Source organism: Paenibacillus sp. FSL R10-2771, from assembly GCF_038000205.1.
GTDB classification, from domain to species: domain Bacteria; phylum Bacillota; class Bacilli; order Paenibacillales; family Paenibacillaceae; genus Paenibacillus_AQ; species Paenibacillus_AQ phytohabitans.
The window spans coordinates 978,520-998,548 of sequence record NZ_JBBOBM010000001.1 but is presented as its reverse complement, the minus strand read 5'-3'; the positions used below and the strand labels follow the sequence as shown (position 1 = coordinate 998,548).

Sequence of the window (20,029 nt, the reverse complement as noted above, 5' to 3'; positions counted from 1 at the left end):
GCCAGTCGATTTCAGTATAGAGCCCGTATCCCGGAGGCGACATACCAATTCGTTAGCACATATAACAAAGATGCAACTTCCGCATTTATAGGAGAAGTTATCCTGTAAACAGACGCTGTCCAGGGTCCACACACAACAAAAACCAGCCAATCCTGGTCCAGGATTGGCTGGTTTTTGTGTTGCAGAAGATTGAAGAACCGTTACGTGGAACACCCACCGCAGGCTTGCGGATCTCCTGCTTAAGAGCAAACAAGGCTGACCCAGGCATCCATTCGACGCTTTGAGGTCAGCCCCACGGCGAATCTATGTAACTTTATCCGGGAATGAATCAGGCTAATGATCAGGAGGATGCATGGATCTGCGGGAAATCCTGTGCAACATCTTCACCCGAGAACAGATCGTCAAGCGAACTGAGCGTGCCATCTTCTTCAACCTGATAAACCGACATTTTCTCGCCGTTGACCGTTAGTTCGATGAAACAGCCCCAGCAATAGAACTGGTGGGAACCGATCTTGCCGATATCCTTGGAGTTGCAGTTTGGACACTTCATATAATACATTCCACCTATCCGTTAACAATATTAATGGCTTTTTGAAGCCGTTCTTCGCTCATCGCAGGAACCAGTACCGAATTCTCCCCGATAGACATTCCTTCAGAACAAGGCAGCCATTTGCGGCCTTCGATCAAATCAGTTACAAGCCCGTCACTGATTTCCAGCGCTACTATTGTGTTTCCCATCTTTTGGTCAAAATAAACATCCGATATTCGTCCAAGTATCGTTCCGGATGCTGTAAGCACCTGCAAATCCTTCAACTTGTTCTTTCCCAAGAGGAAAGTATAGGGTATATGGTCAGCGTCGGTCTTAATAATCGACTCTTTATTGCGGATCATGACAGCATCTTCGCCATAAGCGACAATATCATCCCATGCCACAACTTTCACATGACTGGAGAAAAAAGTTTTGCTTTCCAGTTCAATACCCGTAATGTTCCAGTTTGAATCCAGTCCAATATCGATTATTTCACCGACTTCAGTACCTTCTTCAACTTCATATACGGTGAGGCCAATCATATCTTGAAGTTTCATGGCGTCCAAAGTCCCCTCACCTTAAATAGTACTTACGAGTTCCCTGAGGCTAGAAACCTTCCAAACGGATGCCAGACCGCAAAAATGCCTAGTCTTTAGTACGCAGCCGGTTTAAGATGGTTCCAACTTTTTGGGCAACAACCTGCATTTCTTCATTAGTATTACCCAAACCTGTACTAAAGCGAATCGCCGAGTTCAAAAGTTCTTCCGGAAGCTTCATCGCCTGCAGGACATGCGAGATTTCCAGAGAGCCCGAGGTGCAGGCTGAACCGCTGGCGGCCGCAATCCGCTCCATATCGAGATTCATCAGCAGCACATCTGTCTTCGCACCCGGGAAGCTTACATTTAGAATTCCGGGCACCGTCTGCTGTTCATTTCCGTTAATTACATATCCGCCGGCTCCGGCATGCTTGTCCAGCTCCTGCAGCAGTGTACTCCGCAGACTGACAGCCTGCTCATGATGCTCCGCAAGTCCGCCTACAGCCAGCTCTACCGCTGTAGCGAAGCCGGCTGTACTGGCCAGGCTCTCCGTACCTGCCCGTCTGCCGCGCTCTTGAAGTCCGCCATGTTGCCTTGGCTGCAGCGGTGCTCCCCGCCGGACATACAAACCGCCAATTCCCTGCGGACCGCCAATCTTGTGGGCCGAGAAGCTCATATAGTCGACAGGCAGCTCGCGGAGCACCATAGGTAGCGTGCCCAGGGCTTGTACAGCATCCACGTGAAAAAGAATGCCCCGCCCGGCCGCCAATCTGCCAATCTCTTCTATAGGCTGTACAGTTCCCACTTCATTATTCACAAACATTACGCTAATCAATACTGTATCCTCACGCAGGGCAGACTCCACATCCCTCAGAGAGACAAGTCCTGTGGAATCTACGGGAAGATAAGTAACCTCGAAGCCCTGTTGCTCCAGTTGTCCGCATGTATGCAATACCGCATGATGTTCGACTGCTGTGGTAATAATATGTTTACCCTTATGAATAGAGGCATAGGCTGCGCCGAACAGGGCGAGATTATCGCTCTCTGTACCGCCGCTGGTGAACACCCACTCATCAGGGGAACAGCCCAAAAAGCCCGCGATCCTGTCGCGCGCTCCGTTTACGATTCTTTTGGCCGACCGTCCGAACTGGTGTACACTGGACGCATTGCCATACTGGTTCAATAACATATTGTACATAACCATAGCCACCTCCGGATGAACCGGTGTTGAGGCGGCGTGGTCCAAATAGATGGGTTTCATAACGAGATTCTCCGCTTCTTGAAATTCAGGATTTTCTTAAAATATAAGAATTTATATGCTTCACACGATAATTTATCCTTCTATTTCTCGCTGAAACGGTACCGTCCTTGAGAGAACGGCAAGGCCGTTTCCACTTGCAGGACTACTCAATTATACTGCTGAACAAGCCCTTTTACCACCTGTTAATAAACACAATATTGTAACATTTGTCCATGGAGTATTATTGGGAAAAACTATGGCTTGGCCGGTTCGTCAGCCCCGAGTTCTTGCAACCGCGCAGCCAGCTGCTCCTCGGAGATCACTTCAATGCCGTGCAGCCGCAAGAGCGCTGAGGTTACACCTTCTCCCGGCACCTTCACACCGGCAAATTCTCCGTTATAGATCATGGAACTGCCGCAGGACGGGCTGTTCTCCTTGAGCACCACCAGAGTTGCCGATAAGCTACTTGCCTGCTCCAGTGCGGCATAGGCTCCCTTTATATACATTGCAGTTACATCATTGCCTGTTCTGTCGATCACCCGGGCCTGGCCTTCCAGTACATCCCTGCCATTGCCGCCTATGATCTCAGCCGGTTCCCGGGGAGTAGAGAAGCCGCCCATCAGTTCAGGACATACGGCAACCGCCTGCTGATTGTCCAGCAGACGCTGGATACCCGGATTCAGACAATCCGTGCCGTTATATCTAACCTTCATTCCGGCCAGGCAGGAACTTACGATAATCATAGCCGCCGCCCCTCCTTCACAATCCTTAAGTTTCTTCCTCTATAATGTAATGCTATCATGAGAAATATAGGCAGCATAGCACGAAGCGGCTATGCTGTAAACTGGCAGCCACTAAAGGGAGGCACGGGCAAAATGTGCGGAAGATATACGATTACCGTAACACTGGAAGAGCTGATGACCAGGTATTTCACCGGCGATCCTTCCTTCGACCATTATGCACCGAAGTTCAACGCGGCTCCGATGCAGTATATTCCGGCTGTTATTCATGATGGCAAGCGCAATAAGCTTGGCCAGCTGCGCTGGGGGCTTCTGCCTTCCTGGTCCAAGGAGGATAAGAACGCTGCGAAGCTAATCAATGCCCGCAGTGAATCGCTGCTGGAGAAAGCTTCATTTAAAGGGCTTGTATCGTCCCGCCGCTGCATCATTCCGGCAGACGGCTTCTATGATTGGCAGGTCAAGGAGAGCGGCAAGCAGCCGCTGCGCATCACCTTGCGGGACGGACAGCTCTTCTCCATGGCCGGCCTGTATGATATCTGGACAGATCCAAGCGGCCACAAAATCGCCACCTGCACCATCATCACCACAGCTGCGAACAGCCTCATGGAGGAGATTCATGACCGGATGCCGGTCATTCTGGGCAAGGACGCGGAAGCACAGTGGCTGGACCGCAGCAATCAGGATATCCCCTCCCTGATGAAGCTGCTGCAGCCTTATGATGCAAGGCAGATGCTGGCTTATCCGGTCTCGTCCGCAGTGGGCAATGTGCGTAATGACTACCGGGAGCTGATTAACAGAGCCGGGGCAGATGCCATATAGGCTGCATCACTCTATCCGGGTATTATCTGCCGGTCATCCATCTGCTGACCGGCAGTTGTTTTGACCAGCTGAGGCTGTATGATTCGGAAATCCCCACCTTTGTAAGCTCTCTATCCCCGCTCCCGCTCACCCACTATTTTCCATCCCATGACCCTTCCATCTGGTGTTTAATTCCTATTTATCCCGGGTATTAACTAAAGCTCATAATTCATTCGTTATTATATCCATTCATTATTGATCCCAGGAGGAATAGACATGGCTATCAGCAGACATGCACTGACATCAGCAACAGCACCAGGCACCTCCATTGAGCTTGAGTGCCTCTATCATTCTCCGCAGGGCAAATGGGCCTATGCTTATAACAGCACTACCTTTCACCTGCGTCTGCGCAGCAAAAGGAATAATGTGAAACGGGTATTTGCGCTAACGGGCGATAAATACGATTGGGAGCATCATCATCAGGAGTTGGAAATGCTCAAGGTGGGTTCAGATGCCTATTTCGATTACTGGGAAGCTGAGGTAACGCCCGAACGCAAACGTTTCTCCTACGGCTTCCGCCTGGAAACGGATGCGGAGACGGTATGGATGGTTGAATCCGGCTTCTATAGGAAAGAGCAGCCTACGCCTCCCGGAGGCTATTATGAAATGCCTTATATTCACGAGGTGGATCTGCTGCATGTTCCGGAATGGGCGAAGTCCGCGGTCTTCTATCAGATCATGCCGGACCGGTTCGCCAACGGCGATCCGGCGAATGATCCTGAAGGAACGCTCGAATGGGGCGCTACGCCGGCGAATGACAGCTTTTTTGGCGGAGACCTGCAGGGCATTATCGACCATCTGGATTATATTGTTGAGCTTGGCGTAACGGCGCTATATCTGACACCTATCTTCCAGGCTCCCAGCAACCATAAATACGATACGGTAGACTACGGAACGATCGACTCCAGCTTCGGGGATTTGGAGCTGCTGAAGCAGCTGGTCAGCCTGGCCCATTCCAAAGGGCTTAAGGTAGTGCTGGATGCCGTCTTCAACCATACAAGCGCGGAGTTTCCGCCATTCAAGGATGTAATTGAACATGGGGCAGCCTCCAAATACGCCAATTGGTTTCATATCTATGATTATCCGGTTAAAGCCGAAGGTGACAATCCCAATTACGATACGTTTGGCTTCTTCGCCGGGATGCCCAAGCTGAATACGGCCAACCCGGAAACCAAAGAATATCTGCTGGATATCACCCGCTTCTGGCTCAGTGAGGTTCAAATCGACGGCTGGCGGCTGGATGTGGCGAATGAGGTGGACCATGTATTCTGGCGCGAATTCCGCCAGGCGGTCAAAGAGATTAACCCGGAGGCGTTCATCATCGGTGAGGTATGGAGCGACTCCCTCAACTGGCTGCAGGGGGATCAGTTCGATTCCGTAATGAACTATCCTTTCTCTGACCGGCTGCTGGAGTACTTCCGGGGAGAGGAGATAAATCCGGCAGCCTTCGCCTCCCATATCTACGGACTGCTGATGCGTTACCCGCGGCAGGCAAATGAAGTACTGTTCAATCTTCTCGCCAGCCACGATACTCCCAGAGTCCTTACCCGGCTGGGCGGGGATACCCGGAGACTGAAACTGACAGTCACCTTCCTGCTTACTTTTACCGGAACCCCGTGTATCTTCTATGGAGATGAAATCGGACTTACGGGAGAAGATGACCCGGATTGCCGTAAATGTATGATCTGGGAGGAGGACCGTCAGGACCGTGAGCTATTCAGCTTCTATCAGCGCATGATTGCCCTGCGCAAGGAACATGAGGTACTGCGTACCGGTCACTTCCGTTTCCTGCAGAGTGATGCAGATAGCCGGGGCCTCGTGTATGAACGGTTTGATGACAACAGCCGCTTTACCGTCTGGATGAACAATTCCAGCGAACCGTTAACCCTTCAGCAATCATTCACCGGGGGCAGCTGGCAGGACGCCTTCAGCGGTGAGCCGGTGGAGATGGACGGCGATGGAATCAGCATTACGCTGGAGCCGCTGGGGTTCCGGATACTGCGGAGTGTGGCTGAGGCTGCGGATGATGGTGCGAAGCCTGAGAATTAATTGACCCGGCAGGCTGCCAAAAAAGGAGGTGTTCCCGGAGCCATTACTGGCTGCAGGGACACCTCCTTTGCATGCTGGACAGCGACGTTTGCAGCTAAGAACGCCGCCGCACTGTAATCGCAGGGACCTTTCGGCCGCTCACTTCATCGTTTCCGTACTCGCGCACACTATTCGGTTGCTCACTTTGCCGATTCTCCTCACTGCCTGGACAAACATATAGTCGCCTCGCACTTCGTATACCGTTTCGCGACTCAAGTTCGCCGTACGCACCTGTAGACACTTGTTGGTCGCCAGTTTTGCCACACCGCCCGAAATAAGTGGATTTTCAGCATCTATTCATCCCTTGGAATTCACTTTACGGGTAACAAGTGGATTAACGTCACTTATTTCCATCCCATTCCCCGTTATTAGGCAGCGTTAGTGAATATAAGTGTCGTTTATCCAACTAATCCTGCGCAAACAGCAAATCCCCCAACTTTAGATGTCGTTTATCCACTTATTTCCCCGGCGCAGATAGCGCTAATTATATAAATCCCATCCGCTGAATGCCCAGCTTCCTGATCCATTGCCCGGCAGCCCCGATCAGCTTCCTGCCATAGCCTTGGTGCCGGAGGAGAATGAGCAGGCTGCCGCCACCGCCCGGATTAATCTGAACATGGGGAATACGCCAAGATCGTCCATGCTGTATAAGCCCTTCCAGCCAAACTTTGAAAAGATGCTGCGCTCCTATTCCGACTACAATGCTTCCTTGACCGCAACTTTCGGTGACGGCATTCAATTTTATGGTTTTTATATGGATGACACGAACGTCAATCAAATGTTTGTCATCCCGGAAGGCTGCATAGGTAACCATATTCTTGTCCTAAATTGTTAATTTTCGGCTCATACCTAGTGAATTGTAAATGCAGATTGATCTTTACGATGAAATTGTCATAGCTTTATGCATGCTAAAGCTGTGAGGTATGAGGAAGCTACCCGAAGAAAGGCTATGTGCTCTGAGTTGGCTTTTTGCGTATACTTGTGAGTTCAAACGCCTCTTTAGGAATTCCCAATTCATGAGCCTTCTTCTTCTTAATCACCATGGCTTGTTGTAAGCTTGTAGCTTGAAATTCAATTGTAGTGCCAAGCGGATCCTCAAATGCATAATAGCTTTTTTTATTGGACATTAACTTAGGGCCTCCTCATCTTATTCTCTAATGATTGTGCAATTCAAGGCCGCTCACCGAGTTTCCGGATCGCTGCAGCTGTATCTGCTTGCAATGAGACTGGATGGTAAATCGCCCTAATAGTGTGCGTCTCCTCTTAGAGATCTATTCCCGAAGACGGCCTTGAAACAAGCTGCCCTTTCGGTTTCTTGTTTCGCGCGGTTCAGGCACTCAACTGGCTAAAACCTAAATAAGATGACTCCTGATTCATTCAAGAGTCATCTTATTTACGCCTAGTGGCTATCCCTTTTCTGTCATCCGGCCGTTTGCCTGCCGAGCCGCGGCAATGCGGCCGGCACATTAACCGGGCGCCACTCTACCGTATTTCATCGCTTTCCCCGTTCCTTCATTACCCTTTCACACCGGACATCGTAATGCCCTGAATGTAATAGCGCTGCAGGAACAGAAACAGGATCAGGATCGGTACCGTGGAAATGGTGCTTGCGGCAAGAATCTTAGACCAATCTGTTCCTTCCACCGAGGAGAAAGTGGCAATGGCTACCTGGATCATCTGTTTCTTTTCGTCATTGATAACGATTAGAGGCCACAGATATGAATCCCAGTTGCCAAGAAAGGTCATCAGCGCAAGGGTGATCATCGGCGGGACAGCCGCAGGCAAGACAATACTGGAGAAAGTCCGGGACATCGAGGCTCCGTCGATTTTGGCCGCCTCCAGAATCTCATCCGGAATTTCCGCGAAGAACTGCCGCAGCAGAAAGATTCCGAACACAGACAGCATCGAAGGAATCACCAGCGCCTTATAGGAGTTAAGCCAGCCGAAATAATTCATCAGCAGATAGTTTGGGACCAGCGTTACTTCACCGGGAATAATCATCGCCGACATGAACAGGGCGAAGACAACCGCTTTTCCACGGAAACGCAGCTTGGCAAAAGCAAACGCCGACATCGAATTCACCAGCAGCACCAGCAGGGTTACAATCCCTGCCACAAACAGTGTATTAGCGATATAGCGGAGAAAAGGGTTACCCTCACTGAAGATAACTTCTTTGAAGTTATCCAGCGTTGGCTGGACAGGAACGAACAAATGAATATTCAGGCTGGAGGAGTACTTGAACAATTCCTCATAAGGGCGTAGTGAACCCGAGATCATCCATAGGATCGGGATAATTGAAATGACAGCCAGGACGGTCATAACCGTATACTTGGCAATGCTTGCAAAGCGGTTCATGTGGATTCCTCCTAGTAGTCTCATTAATATTCCGCGTTCCGGAACAGTCTCATCTGTACGAGCGAGATGGCGAGAACAATCGCGAACAGAATAAAGGCGGCAGCGGTGCCGTAGCCCATCTGCATCTGCTGGAAGGCCATTTTATAAATATAATAGACTGCGGTTTCGGTAGCCCCGTTGGGTCCTCCACTGGTCAATACAAAAACAAGGCCGGACAGCTTAATGGCATCAATTGTCGTCATAATCACAACGAAGGCCGTGGTACGGTTCAGCAAAGGAAGCGTAATGCGGAAGAACTGCTGTATTTTTGTAGCACCGTCTACCCGGGCCGCCTCGTATAAATCTTGCGGAATGTTGTTCAGTCCGGCCAGGAAGATAATCATGAAAAAGCCTACGCCTTTCCATATTCCCAGCATGATCACACCGTTCATCGCCGTATCCGGGTTGGACAGGAAATTGGTAGTGGGCAGATGAAATGTCTTCAGCACATTGTTCAGAATCCCGAATTCCTTGTTGTAGATCAGTTTGAACACCGTTGCGGCCACTGCCGTAGAAATGACAACCGGAATGAAATAGAGGGTGCGGAACAGACCGGTAAGCTTGAACTTTTTCTGGATTAACAGTGCTAGGCCCAGTGAAATCGAGGTCTGAATCGGAATAACTACGATGGCAAAATGAAACGAATGCCTGAGACTGGCCAGGAAATCCCTGTCCGTCACCAGAGTCTTGTAATTATCCAGCCCGATAAAGCTGCGGGTCGATCCCACCAGGTTATAATTCTGAAAGCTGATCACAAAGGCTTGCAGCATCGGATAGAACACAAAGATGAGCAGCAAAGCAAAAGAAGGCAGCACGAACCACCAGGCGGTCATTTCTTCTCCCCGCAGAAACCGGCGGGGCTTTTTGCTTGATGGGGCAGTTTTGGAGGCAGACTCAGCTGCCGCTGTAACGCTTGTCATGATCTTTTCACTCCATTTCAATCCGGTTTATAGACGTACACGTTCATTACGGCATACACTTGCCCACCCGGGGCAAGAGCTTTAATCTCCGTCTGGCCTTCCTTCAGCCCCTTTACGACAGCGGATGTTCCGGCACGGCTCTCCACCTGTGCAACTGCCTCATCACTCGACACCCAAGTAAGATCCTGGGGAGCTGTCAGCGGAACGACCGCCGCTGCCGCTTCCACAGTGCCGCCAAGCGGAACATCCACACTGGATTGGCTAAGCAGGACTCGAAGCGGTTCCGAGCCGTCCGGATCCTCATTCCGCCATACACTGGCCATCGGATAAAAGACGGCCTGGTCCAGCATCACATCACCCTTTTTCACATACAGCTCCAACCCGTTGCTGGTAGCCCCCGGGAAAAGAATACTGGAAACCACAGTCTCACCGTCTGCGCCGAACACCTCCAGCGTCGATTCATCCACATAGATATGCAGCCTGATTTTACCGTTTACCGCTCTTAAGGGAGCCTGAACCGTTTCGGCAAACCCGGCTTCAAATGAACTGTCGCCTGATCGGGTTCGATCCACTGTTAGTGTCGAATTAACGTTGTTATAAGATATAATAGTTTCCTGATCTCCGCCTTTTCTCAGTTTGAATCCGAATTCCGCCTCTCCCTTCACGGTGAACTCGGTATCGAGTTCATAGGAAGTCCCGTGCAGACTGGCCAGGGGATTGTTGCCTGGCTTGAGCCGCTGGGTTCCCACCTTGACCGCTTGGCCACGCAAGGCTTCCAGCTCTTGTACCGGCTGCTGGACGAGGCGCAATCCCTCACCGGGAATGTCGCGCAGCTTCAGCTCCCGCGGCAGCGACATATTCCCTTTCCACGGAGCGCTTGGCATAGAGAACGGATAGCGCCAATTGGACATCCAGCCGGCATAGATCCGGCGGCCGTCACTCTGCGGAATATCAGAGTAGGACACTGCGGCGTAGAAGTCTTTTCCGTAATCGGTCCACAGCACTTTGGAGGGCTCATTCTCGTTCTTGAATGTCTGTCCGTCAAAGCTACCGATGAAATATTGCGCCGCCGAGCCACGGGTTGAGCTGTTATTGCCGATGCTGAGCGCCAGCACCCACCGGGTCTCCTTGCTGCCTTCCACGGGAAGTTCAAACAGATCCGGACATTCCCAGACGGCGGCATGCGAGCCCTGATCGGCGCCGAATTCGCTGGCCAGCTGCCAGGTCTTCAGGTCTGGAGAGGTATAGAATCTCACCCGGTTGTCCACCGAGACAACCATCACCCAAGCGTGCGAAGGCTCATGCCAGAACACCTTGGGATCTCTAAAATCCTTGAGTCCCGGATTCGGAATCACGGGATTGCCCTCATATTTGATCCAGGTGCGTCCTTTATCAGAACTGTACGCCAGGCTCTGCGACTGCATTCCACCTTTGAAATGGGTGAAGATCGCAACCAGTCCCGCTTTTCCGCCAAAAAAACCGCTCGTATCCTTCCAGTCCACCACGGCGCTGCCTGACCAAATCTCCCCGAGCGAATCGCGCAGGAGCGCTACCGGCAGATGCTGCCAATGGATCAGATCCGTGCTGACGGCGTGACCCCACTGGCCGCTGTTCTGGTAGAACTGGTGATATTCACCTTCGAAATAAACCATTCCATTCGGATCGCTCATATTCCCGCTTTCCGGCGACAGATGATACTGCGGGCGGTATAGCTCCGTGTAGTAATCAGGAACCGCAGAAAACTCAAAGGCCGCAGGTGCAGTAGCAGAGATGGCATTGGACGGAGTTTTAGAGTCAGAAGTATTGCTGGTATGATTACCGTTGCCGCCAATAGTGCACCCTGCGATAACCAGCAGTACTACGGCCACACATGCCAGTTTGCTTGTAGCTTTGCTCTCTTTATGTGCTTGCTTCTCTCCAGAAACATTCATGCTGCATACTCCTATTCCTTGTTTGGTTGACACTATTGTAGCTGAACGGCTAGAGAAATCATTTCAATATGATCGGCTCAGAAGTTGTGATGTTTTCAGGGGTGATTCTTCAAATACCATTCACGGTATTCTTTGGGGCTTTTGCCGCTATTTTTTTTGAAAGAGGTGCTGAAATAGCTGGAACTGGAATAGCCGACAAGCATGGCGATATCGGTCAGCTTCAGTTCGTTCTCTTGCAAAAGCTGCTCCGCCTTGGTCATTCTCAGCCTGGTGACATAGTCGCTGAACGTAATGCCCACATGCTGCTTGAACAGCCCGGATAAATAGGTCTCATTCAGATGAAACATTTCGGCGAGGGAAGAAAGCGTCAACTCGTAGGAGAAATTCTCCTCCACGTATTTTCTGACCGCTTCGACCATATGCTGTCCGCTGGAGAAGCGGAGCTTCCTCACTTCGTCCATAACCAGCTGCGCCAGCTCATCGATCTGTCCCCGCACGCCTTCACGCGACTGGTAATCGGCAATGGTCATCTGACAGTTCCACAAATACTTCTGCAGGGCGGAGCCGCCGAGCTCGAACTTCTTGGCGATGGAGCTGAACATCAGCAGCATCCGCAGGGCCAGAAAGGTAAAAGCAAACATCGGCGTATCTCTTTCGCTACTGAAAATGGTGTCAAGCTGCTGGCGGAAGGTGCTCATGTCCAAATTTTCAATCGCCTGCACCAGCTTCCGCTCCACCTCCGGGGTAAAAGCCTGCGTAAGCTCCATCACCCGGCTCCGTTCGCCCTTTCCATCTTTATACACGGTGCTTTGGCTCCAGGACAGCATGCATGAAGCATAACCGTTCTTCAGCCGCTTGAGTCCGTTCACTTCCTCGCCAATCCCCGTCACACATTCCAGCTTCAGGTAACTGGCGATGTTTCGTTTCAGTTCTTCTACGAACCTGTCCGTTCGATCGGCATGCTCCGGCCCCGGCTTCATAATAACCAGAAAATACATCATCGCTGAATTGGCGACATCGCTGAACGGATAGATTCCTTTCCGCTTAGCAGCCGTCTCCCGGCATAACATCTGAAAAGCCAAATTGAGCAGATCCCGGCGCTCCTGCCGGTCCGCCATCCGCCCCGCCGGCACTCTCATCTCCACAGCAACAAACTGCAGCTTCAGATCATCCGCCGTCAGCGGGGTCAGCTGGAGCTGCTGCAGCCGTTCCCTGATAGCCGCCAAGCTGTACCACTCGTCCTTGACCATTTGCAGCAAAAAATTCTCCTGCAGCAGCCGCAGCTGCTCATTTTTCTGCAGCAGATCCTGCCGTGAGGCCTGCAGGTTTTTTTGCTCCTGTCTAATTTCTTCACCCAGCTTGCCAAGCAGCTCATTCAGTTCTGCGCGGGCTACCGGCTTCAGCAAATAATCCTTCACTCCAAGCTGTATGGCCGATTTCAGATAATCAAAGTCGGAGTATCCCGACAGCACAACCGTCCTCAGCAGCGGATACTTCTTTTTGCAGATGCGGATAAATTCAATGCCGTCCATCTGCGGCATACGGATATCGGAGATGACCAGCTGCGGCAGCGGTCCCTGCTCCAGCAGCTGCAGCGCTTCATTGCCGCTTGAGGCCTCCGAGACCACCCGGAAGCCGGCGGCTTCCCAATCGATTTTGGCTTTGATACTGTTGCGGACCCCCTTCTCGTCATCCACCAGCATAATCTCATACATGATTATCACCTCTCTATCATCGGCAGCTTCAGTGTAATGGTTGTTCCTGTATATAGCTTCGAATCAAGCACGGCTTCAAACTGCTCGCCGTAATACAGGCGGCAGCGGGAGAGCACATTGCGTAGTCCGATGCTGTCCCCTTTATGATTTAAGATTCCCACACTGTTCCTAAGCTCCGTATCGGCAAGAATGCTGGCGATCAGTTCCGGTGTCATTCCTGGACCGTTATCCTGGATCTGCAAGTGCAGGCGCTCTCCACACACACTGGAGGTGATCGCCACCTCGGCGACCCCCCCTTTTTCCAGGCTGTACTTCACCGCATTCTCTACCAGCGGCTGCAGAATAAACTTGGCGATGAGCAGCTGATCCGCGGCGGAATCCTGCCGGACCGTCACCATCAGATGATCCTCATGCCGCAGCTTTAGGAGGAACAGGTAGTCACGGATATAGCCAAGTTCCTCGCTGACTTGTACCAGATCCGTATCGAGACTCAGCGAATAACGCATCATTTTACCCAGTGCTTCCGTGGCGTCCATGACCAGATCCTCCCGTTTCATCGCCGCCAGACCGCTGATGATCTCCAGTGTATTGTTGTAAAAATGTGGATTGATTTGCAGCAGGAGCGCTTTGTATTCGGCATTTTTCCGGCGCAGATTGGTCTCGAATTCCGTCTCAATCAGATACTTCAGCTGATGGGTCATCTGCTCAAATACACCGGCCACATAGTCCACTTCGCTCTGCCGTGATCTAACCTTTGGCATGTCCTTAATCGCCAGCTCGAACTGCCCGTTTTTGACATGCCGCATGGCCCGGGCCATGGCACTTAATGGCTTCGTTATGCCGGTGGAGAGCCACAGCGCGACAATAATGACAAGGATCAGCAGAACAAAGCTGGCAACGAGCAGCGTTTCTTTGAGCATTGTGATGGTGGCATACAGCTCCGCCTCCGGCACCTCGCCGACGATCAGCCAGTTCTGCGCAGGCAGCCTGCGGTAAAAGAACAGATAGTCGGTCCCCCCTTGGCGAAGCGGAAACATACCGCTGGTCTGTCCTCCACTATGTTTCTGCACAGTAGCAAGCCCGTCTCTAAGCAGGCCCTCAGATCCTGTCAGATCCTGATTGAGTACACTGAGGCCTTCAGCCGTCAGCAGGAAGGCTTTGCCGCTTTTGCCGAAGCTGATTTTATCCAAATCCTGGCGCAGCAGCACCGTAGGATAATTGATTTTGATCACTCCGACATCCTTAAGGGACTGGAGCTGCACCAAAGGGAGCACAAGGCTATTGACATCGCGCGAACGTATGTTGTCGTCGGCCTGATCCCTGTCCTTATGAGCCTGCGTCCAGCGTACGTCCTGCTCCTTATACTGGCTGTACCAGCTGCTCTTCAAGTAGCTCAGGTCCTGTGTCCATAACCCGCCCTTTCCCTCCGCAAAGGTGGAAATGGAAATCACATTCGAATTATTGATCGCATAAGAGGATAACAGCTCCCGCATCTTTTGCTTGGCCAGATACTTTTCACCCTTAGTGCTCTCATCGTTCAGGTCGGCGGTTATCCATTCCTGTGTGATGTCGCTGCTCAGCACCTGGTTGCCCATATCCTCAATCTGCGTCAGCAGTGTGCTGACATGGGAGGCAAATTGGTCTATGGTTTGCAGCGTGGAAGTCTGGGTAGATTTTCGGATCTGCTCCGACGATTCCTTGCTGAGGATAAAGACAACCGCCGTAATCGGAAGGATCAGCAGAATCGAAAAAGCCAACATCAATCTGCTGCGTAACGAGTAGAACATGACAACCGCGCCCCTTGCTATCATTATGGTCCAAAAATTCAAAATAACCCCACAACGTGGAGCTAAATCTAAAGCTTCTTTAAGCTGAAAGAAGAAACAGCTTTACCGCCCTTTTGATAAAGGGCGGCTGCCGTTTCTGCAATGTTTGGAAATTTTATTATTTTTGCGGCAGATCTGCATATGCCTTGTCAATCTTTTTGATGGCGTCGGCAATGGCTGCATCCGTGTTGCGTCCGGCGATGGTCACTTCCTCAATCATCTTGTTTACCGCTTCGGACATTTGCGGGAAGATCGGTGTAATCGGACGCGGTCTGCCGAATTTCTGATTCTGTACGACAAAGATATTCTTCGGATATTGACCTAGCTCAGGGAACTCGTTGGCTACTGAATATCGGGCCGGAATATCTTTTGTGATAGAGCAATAGGTCTTAGCCCCTTCAGTACCAGTCACCCAGTTTACAAACTGCCAGGCAGCTTCGGCATTTTTACTCTTCGCGGAAATGGCCAGCGACCAGCTTCCGTTCGCGACAGCCTGCTGGGTTTCCTTCGGAAGTGGTGCGATATCATAATCTTCGCCTAATTTGAAATTAGGGAACTTGTCGGCATAATTGCCCAGTGACCAGGAGCCGTCAACCGTCATCGCCAGCTGGTTGTTCGGGAACGGATCTGGCGGGTATTCCAGGGAGGACACTTTATCTTTATTATACAGGTCGGAGAAGAATTGCAACGCCTTTTTGGTCTCTGGCTTATCCAGGTAGCCTTTGGAGGTTGTTCCATCCGGGCTCATGATCTCGCCGCCAAACTGCCAAATAATCGGATATTTAAAGTATGCTGTTGTTCCTGCATTACCGAAGCCTTGCGCCGGATCAATACCGTACACGCCTTTGGCCGGGTCGTTAAGCTTTTTAGCTGCATCCAGCACCTGATCCCAAGTCCAAGGCTCTTCCGGGTTCTTGGAGGGAAGAGGGATTCCCTTCGCTTCAAACATTTTTTTATTATAGAAAAGAGCAATGGAGGATTCGGTGAGCGGAGCCATGTAAATTTCATTATTATAGGTATACGTGGCAATGGTCGATTCCGGAATATCCTCCAGGTTACCGTCCTTCTTGAAATAGGCGGTCAGCGGCTGTAAGGCACCCGCATGGGCGTAAGAAGCCATATTCGGACCGTCGACGGCCATAATATCAGGGGGACTGCCCGAAGCAATGGATGTTCTCAGCTTGGTATCGTAATCGGCATACGGAATCGGACTCATCTCAACCTTGATATTAGGATGCGCTTCATTAAACGAGGCCACCAGCTTGTCATAGGCTGAATTCTCGGCGTCATTGCCCGAGTTTCTCCAGAACGTGAGCGACACCTTCTCTTCTTTGGGTGCCGACGAACTTCCCGCCTCCGGCTGCGCGTTATCCCCTTTGCTTCCACATCCGGCGAGCAGTCCGCATGCCAACATCGCGCTTAGTACCACTTTACTCTTACTGTTCAATAATGCCCTCCCCTTTCATCTACTGTCTGCGCTTACAACTGAATATTATCAAACATGCCCGATGATAAAATTCATTATCCTCTGCACTAAACTTTCAAAATGTTCGGTATTTCTATCAAAAGCAATTATACCGGATACGACCGGGTAACAAATGATTAGAGGCAAGGCAATATCTACGAACAGAGGCAGACCCTTATCTTTTTTCAAAACTGCGCGAACGGACCGTTGTTCCAATCGCTGTTTAAACGGGAAATGGACAATAGTTATAAAAACGCAAAGCAGCGATCCTCTAATACCAGGAGAATCGCTGCTTTGCTGAGTTTTACCGTTTAACAATGAAGGTTTGCTATGACAACTAACAATCAGGGTTGGAATAAATAGCTTATATCCCCTTACAATACGACTCTTCACTTTTCATCATATGTTCTTCTCTATACTGGCCGGGACTTACGCCCACAACCTTCTTGAACACCTGGCAGAAATACCGCTGGTTATCATATCCGACATTTTGGGATATTTTGAAGATTTTAAAGCTGCTTTCTCTTAGCATCTTTTTCGCTGTCTGAATGCGCAGCAATGTAACATATTCCAGAATGGTCTGTCCGGTCGACTTGGAATATAAGTTGCTTACATAGGAAGAATTGAGGCCGAATCGTTCTGCCAATTGATCCAGCCCAATATTTTCATGGTAATGGGATTCAAGATACGCTTTGATTTCTTGAACCACCTTTTCCTTCATGGTAGTCTTGGTTACACTCAAATAAAATTGCACACTCTTCGCTAAATCCTGCAACTGTTGCTGCAAAGACGACCAATCCGGCGTTTCCAGTATCCTGTCAATCAGCTGCATGCGGGCGCCGATCACTTTCTCAATCTTGATTCCATAGTCCTGTTCGATCAGATCGAGCATCCGGTTCACCCACTCTATGCCTGCCTTCTTCAGCAGAACAGGAGCCATCAGCCGTCCCGTCCCCCATTCCGTCCAACGTTCAAGCATCTCCTCGAACTCTTTCTGTTCGTAACGGACGAAGGATTGGGTGTTGTCAGACCAACGGGTCAGCCACTGCTCGGATACGCGGGTAATCTCCTCTAAGCGGCTCCCCTCCATAACCGGAACCCCAAAGAACACCCCCATTTCACATGCCTTGTCGGCTGCCGCAAAAGAGAGATTTGCATCTATAATTCCAGCTACAACCGGACCCAATCCAAACGACAATGAAATATCGTCCGCTGAGCTGTCATTCGAGAAGGCTTCGGCTGCAGACAGCAAAATTTCTGTTAATGGCTCGTTGTCCTCCATGGCCGCCATGCATAATAAGATGACTTTCTGTTGCTCGTAGAGTAGGTCCACAACGATTCCGTGATTCGTCAAAAAGCTAAGGAGAGCATCTGTAGCGCCATTGTTCTTCATTCGTTCGAGCCACAGCGTCTCCGTGCTTCCAATCACTAGGACCGCAAACTGGTTATATCGTTCGTAGGGCGTCTGATCAAACGATGGGCGTTTGGCATGGACGATTAGATCTGTAAACGCCGCCCGGTCCAAGGCTGTTGCATTCCGAAGCTCAGGGTGATTCCCCGTTGTATCCGCTTTACGCTCCAGACGCTTGAGCGCCCTCGAGACAGTCTTGGCTACTTCCTCAAGCTCTGCCGGCTTGATCAGATAATCCACCGCCTCCAGCTCAATGGCTTCTTTGGCGTATTCAAACTCGGAATACCCGCTAATGATGATACATTCCGCCTTACGGCCTTTCTCCTTCAAGGCACGGATCAGCTCCAGCCCATTCAGGCCGGGCATCCGGATATCTGTCAGCACAATGTCCGGATCGGACTGAAGAATCCGTTCCAGGGCTTGTTTGCCGTTAGTTGCCGTCCCCACAATCACTATGCCATACGAGTTCCAGTCGATCACAGCCGACAATGTCTCCACCACCAGCTGTTCATCATCCGCTATAAACAGTTTATACATGATGTAATCCCACCTTCATAGCCGGTCTTAATCCATTATTCCGATCCTTAGGGTAACTTTGGTTCCGGTGCCTGGAATGCTGTCTATGCGCAGCCCGTGGTTCTGGCCATAATGCAATTGAATCCTCTCCTGGATATTCCTTAATGCATATCCCTTAGGCTGCGTAACCGCAGGATCAAAGCCTACGCCGTCATCCTCGACTTCGAATACAAGCGTCTCTCCTTCGATACGTCCCCGAATGTAAATATTCCCTTGACTCTCCTTCAGCTCGATTCCATGAAAAATCGCATTCTCCACCAGCGGCTGTATCAGGAGCTTAAGCATACGGATATGCTCAATTTCCGGTTCGAGCTCAATGGCCACCTCGAATTTTCCGTTATAGCGGATATTTTGAATCTCCAAATAATTTTTCACCTGGTCGATCTCATTGCGGACAGTGGTAATGTAATCTCCATTATTCAAGCTTAACTTAAACATGTTAGACAGCGACATGACCATTTTCGAAATGTTTTTGGCACCGATTCGTTCGGCCATTAGATAGATGGAATTCAGCGTATTGTATAGGAAGTGAGGGTTGATTTGACTTTGCAGCGCGTGCAGCTCTGCTTCCCGCTCCTTCAGCCTGGCTTCTATTAATTTGTCCGATAATTCAGAGTTGGTGCGGAAGGTCCTCAAGAACTGATTGCCTATTTTCCCAATTTCATCTTCCTCCTGAAAGAGGATTCCTTCGATCATCTCCCGTTTGGCCGCTTTTCTGGCGACGGAGGAGAGTAACGTCAATTGCTTCGTGATACGCTTCGAGATTAAATACGAACCATAGGCAGCCAACAGGAAAGCCACCATTGTCAGTGTGAGCGTAACATTACGTATCCAGACAATCTCCGAATTGATGTTAGAATAAGGGATCATGCTGACCACTTTCCACTGGGTTACCGGATTGGTATCGAAGGTGATAACATATCGTTCTCCGCCCATCGTTTCTATGCGGGTACCCCGTTCAGGCAAGCCATAGAGCAGATTCATTTCTTTGGGAGGAAGCTGTTTCAAGTCGGCAGTGCGGGAATTATAATAAATGACTTTATTTTGCTCCAGGATCATCAAATTCCCGTTTTCCGCATTGGAAATATTCCGGAACATTTCATCGAAGACCCGCCTGTCGATTGAAATAATTAACATGCCGATCGGTTCGAGTGTCTCCAGGTTGTTTAACTGTTTACCGTACAGCAGCAGGTTCGGAGTGTCCTTGACAAGCCGGACTTCATCGCTGTTCAGCCACAAGCCCCGCCCGCCCATCCCTCCCACCTGTTGATACCATTTCGTCCGTGAGACTGCCTGATAGATATTGTCGTACGTTAACCTGTCCCATTGGTTCGTGGTAATCAGTTCCCTTTGCCCGCTGCCCACATAAACGTAACGTATATAGGATTTATTGTTGGTAATATTGACGATCAGATTGCGGGTCGCATTTTGAAGGTCATAGATCTCCTTGAAATCATTTTTAGTATAGGAAAGGAAATTCTGAACGTCACGGGAGGACAACATCAGCTTCGAGATCGCTTCCACATCATTCACGAACGTCTGGATATTCCAATTGATGGAGCCCAGCAAGTTGGAGGTGGTATCGGACATCTTGTTTTCGATCACTTTGCTTAAATAGACGAAGGTTAAGGAAGCAATCAGGACAAGCGGCAGCAAGGAACAGGCGATGGACAGTATAATGATTTTACTGCGGATGCTGATTGACAGGAACAGCCGGTGTATTTTCATGAGATCCCCCTGACCCAGCAAAGTTGCAGCCTGGTACTTTCAGTATACCTTCTGACAAAGGGATGCGGGAGA

At 50.4% G+C, this 20,029-nt stretch carries 16 protein-coding genes; 3 read left to right on the top strand and 13 right to left on the bottom strand.

All coding sequences use genetic code 11. The annotated features are described in order from the left end of the window. Positions 1–340: 340 nt before the first annotated feature. The 4 genes from NSU14_RS04315 to NSU14_RS04300 all read right to left on the bottom strand — a co-directional run bounded on the left by NSU14_RS04315 (position 341) and on the right by NSU14_RS04300 (position 3,048). Positions 341–550 carry a hypothetical protein gene (locus NSU14_RS04315; RefSeq protein ID WP_039300906.1) on the bottom strand — a complete coding sequence of 70 codons (210 nt, stop codon included), beginning with the start codon at positions 548–550 and terminating at the stop codon, positions 341–343. A 14-nt stretch (positions 551–564) separates the two neighbouring features. Beyond that, entirely contained in the window at positions 565–1,086 is a 522-nt protein-coding gene (locus NSU14_RS04310) for a PRC-barrel domain-containing protein (RefSeq protein WP_039300903.1), read from the bottom strand. Positions 1,087–1,174: 88 nt separating this feature from the next. Next, on the bottom strand, positions 1,175–2,326 hold the full coding sequence (locus tag NSU14_RS04305) for a cysteine desulfurase family protein (protein ID WP_042139499.1): 1,152 nt from the start codon (positions 2,324–2,326) through the stop codon (positions 1,175–1,177). Between the two features lie 233 nt (positions 2,327–2,559). After that, on the bottom strand, positions 2,560–3,048 hold the full coding sequence (locus tag NSU14_RS04300) for a DUF523 domain-containing protein (RefSeq protein ID WP_076245120.1): 489 nt from the start codon (positions 3,046–3,048) through the stop codon (positions 2,560–2,562). A 132-nt stretch (positions 3,049–3,180) separates the two neighbouring features. Here NSU14_RS04300 and NSU14_RS04295 point away from each other — a divergent pair, with 132 nt between their 5' ends. The 3 genes from NSU14_RS04295 (at position 3,181) to NSU14_RS04285 (ending at position 6,826) form a co-directional block, all read left to right on the top strand. Further along, on the top strand, positions 3,181–3,864 hold the full coding sequence (locus NSU14_RS04295) for an SOS response-associated peptidase (RefSeq protein WP_076245122.1): 684 nt from the start codon (positions 3,181–3,183) through the stop codon (positions 3,862–3,864). 255 nt (positions 3,865–4,119) lie between these two features. Then, complete coding sequence (locus NSU14_RS04290) at positions 4,120–5,952, top strand: alpha-glycosidase (RefSeq protein WP_083705587.1); 1,833 nt, start codon at positions 4,120–4,122, stop codon at positions 5,950–5,952. Positions 5,953–6,517: 565 nt separating this feature from the next. Then, positions 6,518–6,826: a hypothetical protein gene (locus NSU14_RS04285; protein ID WP_340943094.1), complete on the top strand. Its 309-nt coding sequence runs from the start codon at positions 6,518–6,520 to the stop codon at positions 6,824–6,826. Positions 6,827–6,938: 112 nt separating this feature from the next. Here the strand turns inward: NSU14_RS04285 and NSU14_RS04280 are convergent, their stop codons facing one another. The 9 genes from NSU14_RS04280 to NSU14_RS04240 form a co-directional block, all read right to left on the bottom strand. Continuing rightward, complete coding sequence (locus NSU14_RS04280) at positions 6,939–7,118, bottom strand: hypothetical protein (RefSeq protein WP_039300892.1); 180 nt, start codon at positions 7,116–7,118, stop codon at positions 6,939–6,941. 388 nt (positions 7,119–7,506) lie between these two features. Then, entirely contained in the window at positions 7,507–8,346 is an 840-nt protein-coding gene (locus NSU14_RS04275; RefSeq protein ID WP_042139506.1) for a carbohydrate ABC transporter permease, read from the bottom strand. A 23-nt stretch (positions 8,347–8,369) separates the two neighbouring features. Further along, positions 8,370–9,305 (bottom strand): carbohydrate ABC transporter permease, encoded by a 936-nt coding sequence (locus NSU14_RS04270; RefSeq protein ID WP_081970191.1) that lies wholly within the window; start codon positions 9,303–9,305, stop codon positions 8,370–8,372. A gap of 17 nt (positions 9,306–9,322) precedes the next feature. Further along, positions 9,323–11,236: a GH32 C-terminal domain-containing protein gene (locus NSU14_RS04265; protein ID WP_340943090.1), complete on the bottom strand. Its 1,914-nt coding sequence runs from the start codon at positions 11,234–11,236 to the stop codon at positions 9,323–9,325. Positions 11,237–11,331: 95 nt separating this feature from the next. After that, complete coding sequence (locus NSU14_RS04260; RefSeq protein ID WP_042139507.1) at positions 11,332–12,951, bottom strand: response regulator transcription factor; 1,620 nt, start codon at positions 12,949–12,951, stop codon at positions 11,332–11,334. 5 nt (positions 12,952–12,956) lie between these two features. Then, a complete protein-coding gene (locus NSU14_RS04255) occupies positions 12,957–14,738 on the bottom strand; it encodes a cache domain-containing sensor histidine kinase (RefSeq protein WP_340943087.1) in 1,782 nt (593 codons plus the stop codon). 157 nt (positions 14,739–14,895) lie between these two features. Then, positions 14,896–16,224 carry an ABC transporter substrate-binding protein gene (locus NSU14_RS04250; protein ID WP_042139508.1) on the bottom strand — a complete coding sequence of 443 codons (1,329 nt, stop codon included), beginning with the start codon at positions 16,222–16,224 and terminating at the stop codon, positions 14,896–14,898. A 382-nt stretch (positions 16,225–16,606) separates the two neighbouring features. Continuing rightward, the gene (locus NSU14_RS04245; protein WP_340943082.1) at positions 16,607–18,190 is read right to left on the bottom strand and encodes a response regulator; all 1,584 of its coding nucleotides are present in this window, start codon (positions 18,188–18,190) and stop codon (positions 16,607–16,609) included. A gap of 27 nt (positions 18,191–18,217) precedes the next feature. Beyond that, the gene (locus NSU14_RS04240) at positions 18,218–19,957 is read right to left on the bottom strand and encodes a cache domain-containing sensor histidine kinase (protein WP_340943078.1); all 1,740 of its coding nucleotides are present in this window, start codon (positions 19,955–19,957) and stop codon (positions 18,218–18,220) included. Positions 19,958–20,029 lie beyond the last annotated feature (72 nt).

What these genes read in the sequence shown, in the direction of transcription:
- NSU14_RS04300 (WP_076245120.1), bottom strand. Translation starts at nt 3,048, where the DNA reads ATGATTATCGTAAGTTCCTGCCTGGCCGGAATGAAGGTTAGATATAAC.
- NSU14_RS04295 (WP_076245122.1), top strand. Translation starts at nt 3,181, where the DNA reads ATGTGCGGAAGATATACGATTACCGTAACACTGGAAGAGCTGATGACC.
- NSU14_RS04260 (WP_042139507.1), bottom strand. Translation starts at nt 12,951, where the DNA reads ATGTATGAGATTATGCTGGTGGATGACGAGAAGGGGGTCCGCAACAGT.
- NSU14_RS04315 (WP_039300906.1), bottom strand. Translation starts at nt 550, where the DNA reads ATGAAGTGTCCAAACTGCAACTCCAAGGATATCGGCAAGATCGGTTCC.
- NSU14_RS04290 (WP_083705587.1), top strand. Translation starts at nt 4,120, where the DNA reads ATGGCTATCAGCAGACATGCACTGACATCAGCAACAGCACCAGGCACC.
- NSU14_RS04270 (WP_081970191.1), bottom strand. Translation starts at nt 9,305, where the DNA reads ATGACAAGCGTTACAGCGGCAGCTGAGTCTGCCTCCAAAACTGCCCCA.
- NSU14_RS04255 (WP_340943087.1), bottom strand. Translation starts at nt 14,738, where the DNA reads ATGTTCTACTCGTTACGCAGCAGATTGATGTTGGCTTTTTCGATTCTG.
- NSU14_RS04310 (WP_039300903.1), bottom strand. Translation starts at nt 1,086, where the DNA reads ATGAAACTTCAAGATATGATTGGCCTCACCGTATATGAAGTTGAAGAA.
- NSU14_RS04245 (WP_340943082.1), bottom strand. Translation starts at nt 18,190, where the DNA reads ATGTATAAACTGTTTATAGCGGATGATGAACAGCTGGTGGTGGAGACA.
- NSU14_RS04240 (WP_340943078.1), bottom strand. Translation starts at nt 19,957, where the DNA reads ATGAAAATACACCGGCTGTTCCTGTCAATCAGCATCCGCAGTAAAATC.
- NSU14_RS04275 (WP_042139506.1), bottom strand. Translation starts at nt 8,346, where the DNA reads ATGAACCGCTTTGCAAGCATTGCCAAGTATACGGTTATGACCGTCCTG.
- NSU14_RS04280 (WP_039300892.1), bottom strand. Translation starts at nt 7,118, where the DNA reads ATGTCCAATAAAAAAAGCTATTATGCATTTGAGGATCCGCTTGGCACT.
- NSU14_RS04305 (WP_042139499.1), bottom strand. Translation starts at nt 2,326, where the DNA reads ATGAAACCCATCTATTTGGACCACGCCGCCTCAACACCGGTTCATCCG.
- NSU14_RS04265 (WP_340943090.1), bottom strand. Translation starts at nt 11,236, where the DNA reads ATGAATGTTTCTGGAGAGAAGCAAGCACATAAAGAGAGCAAAGCTACA.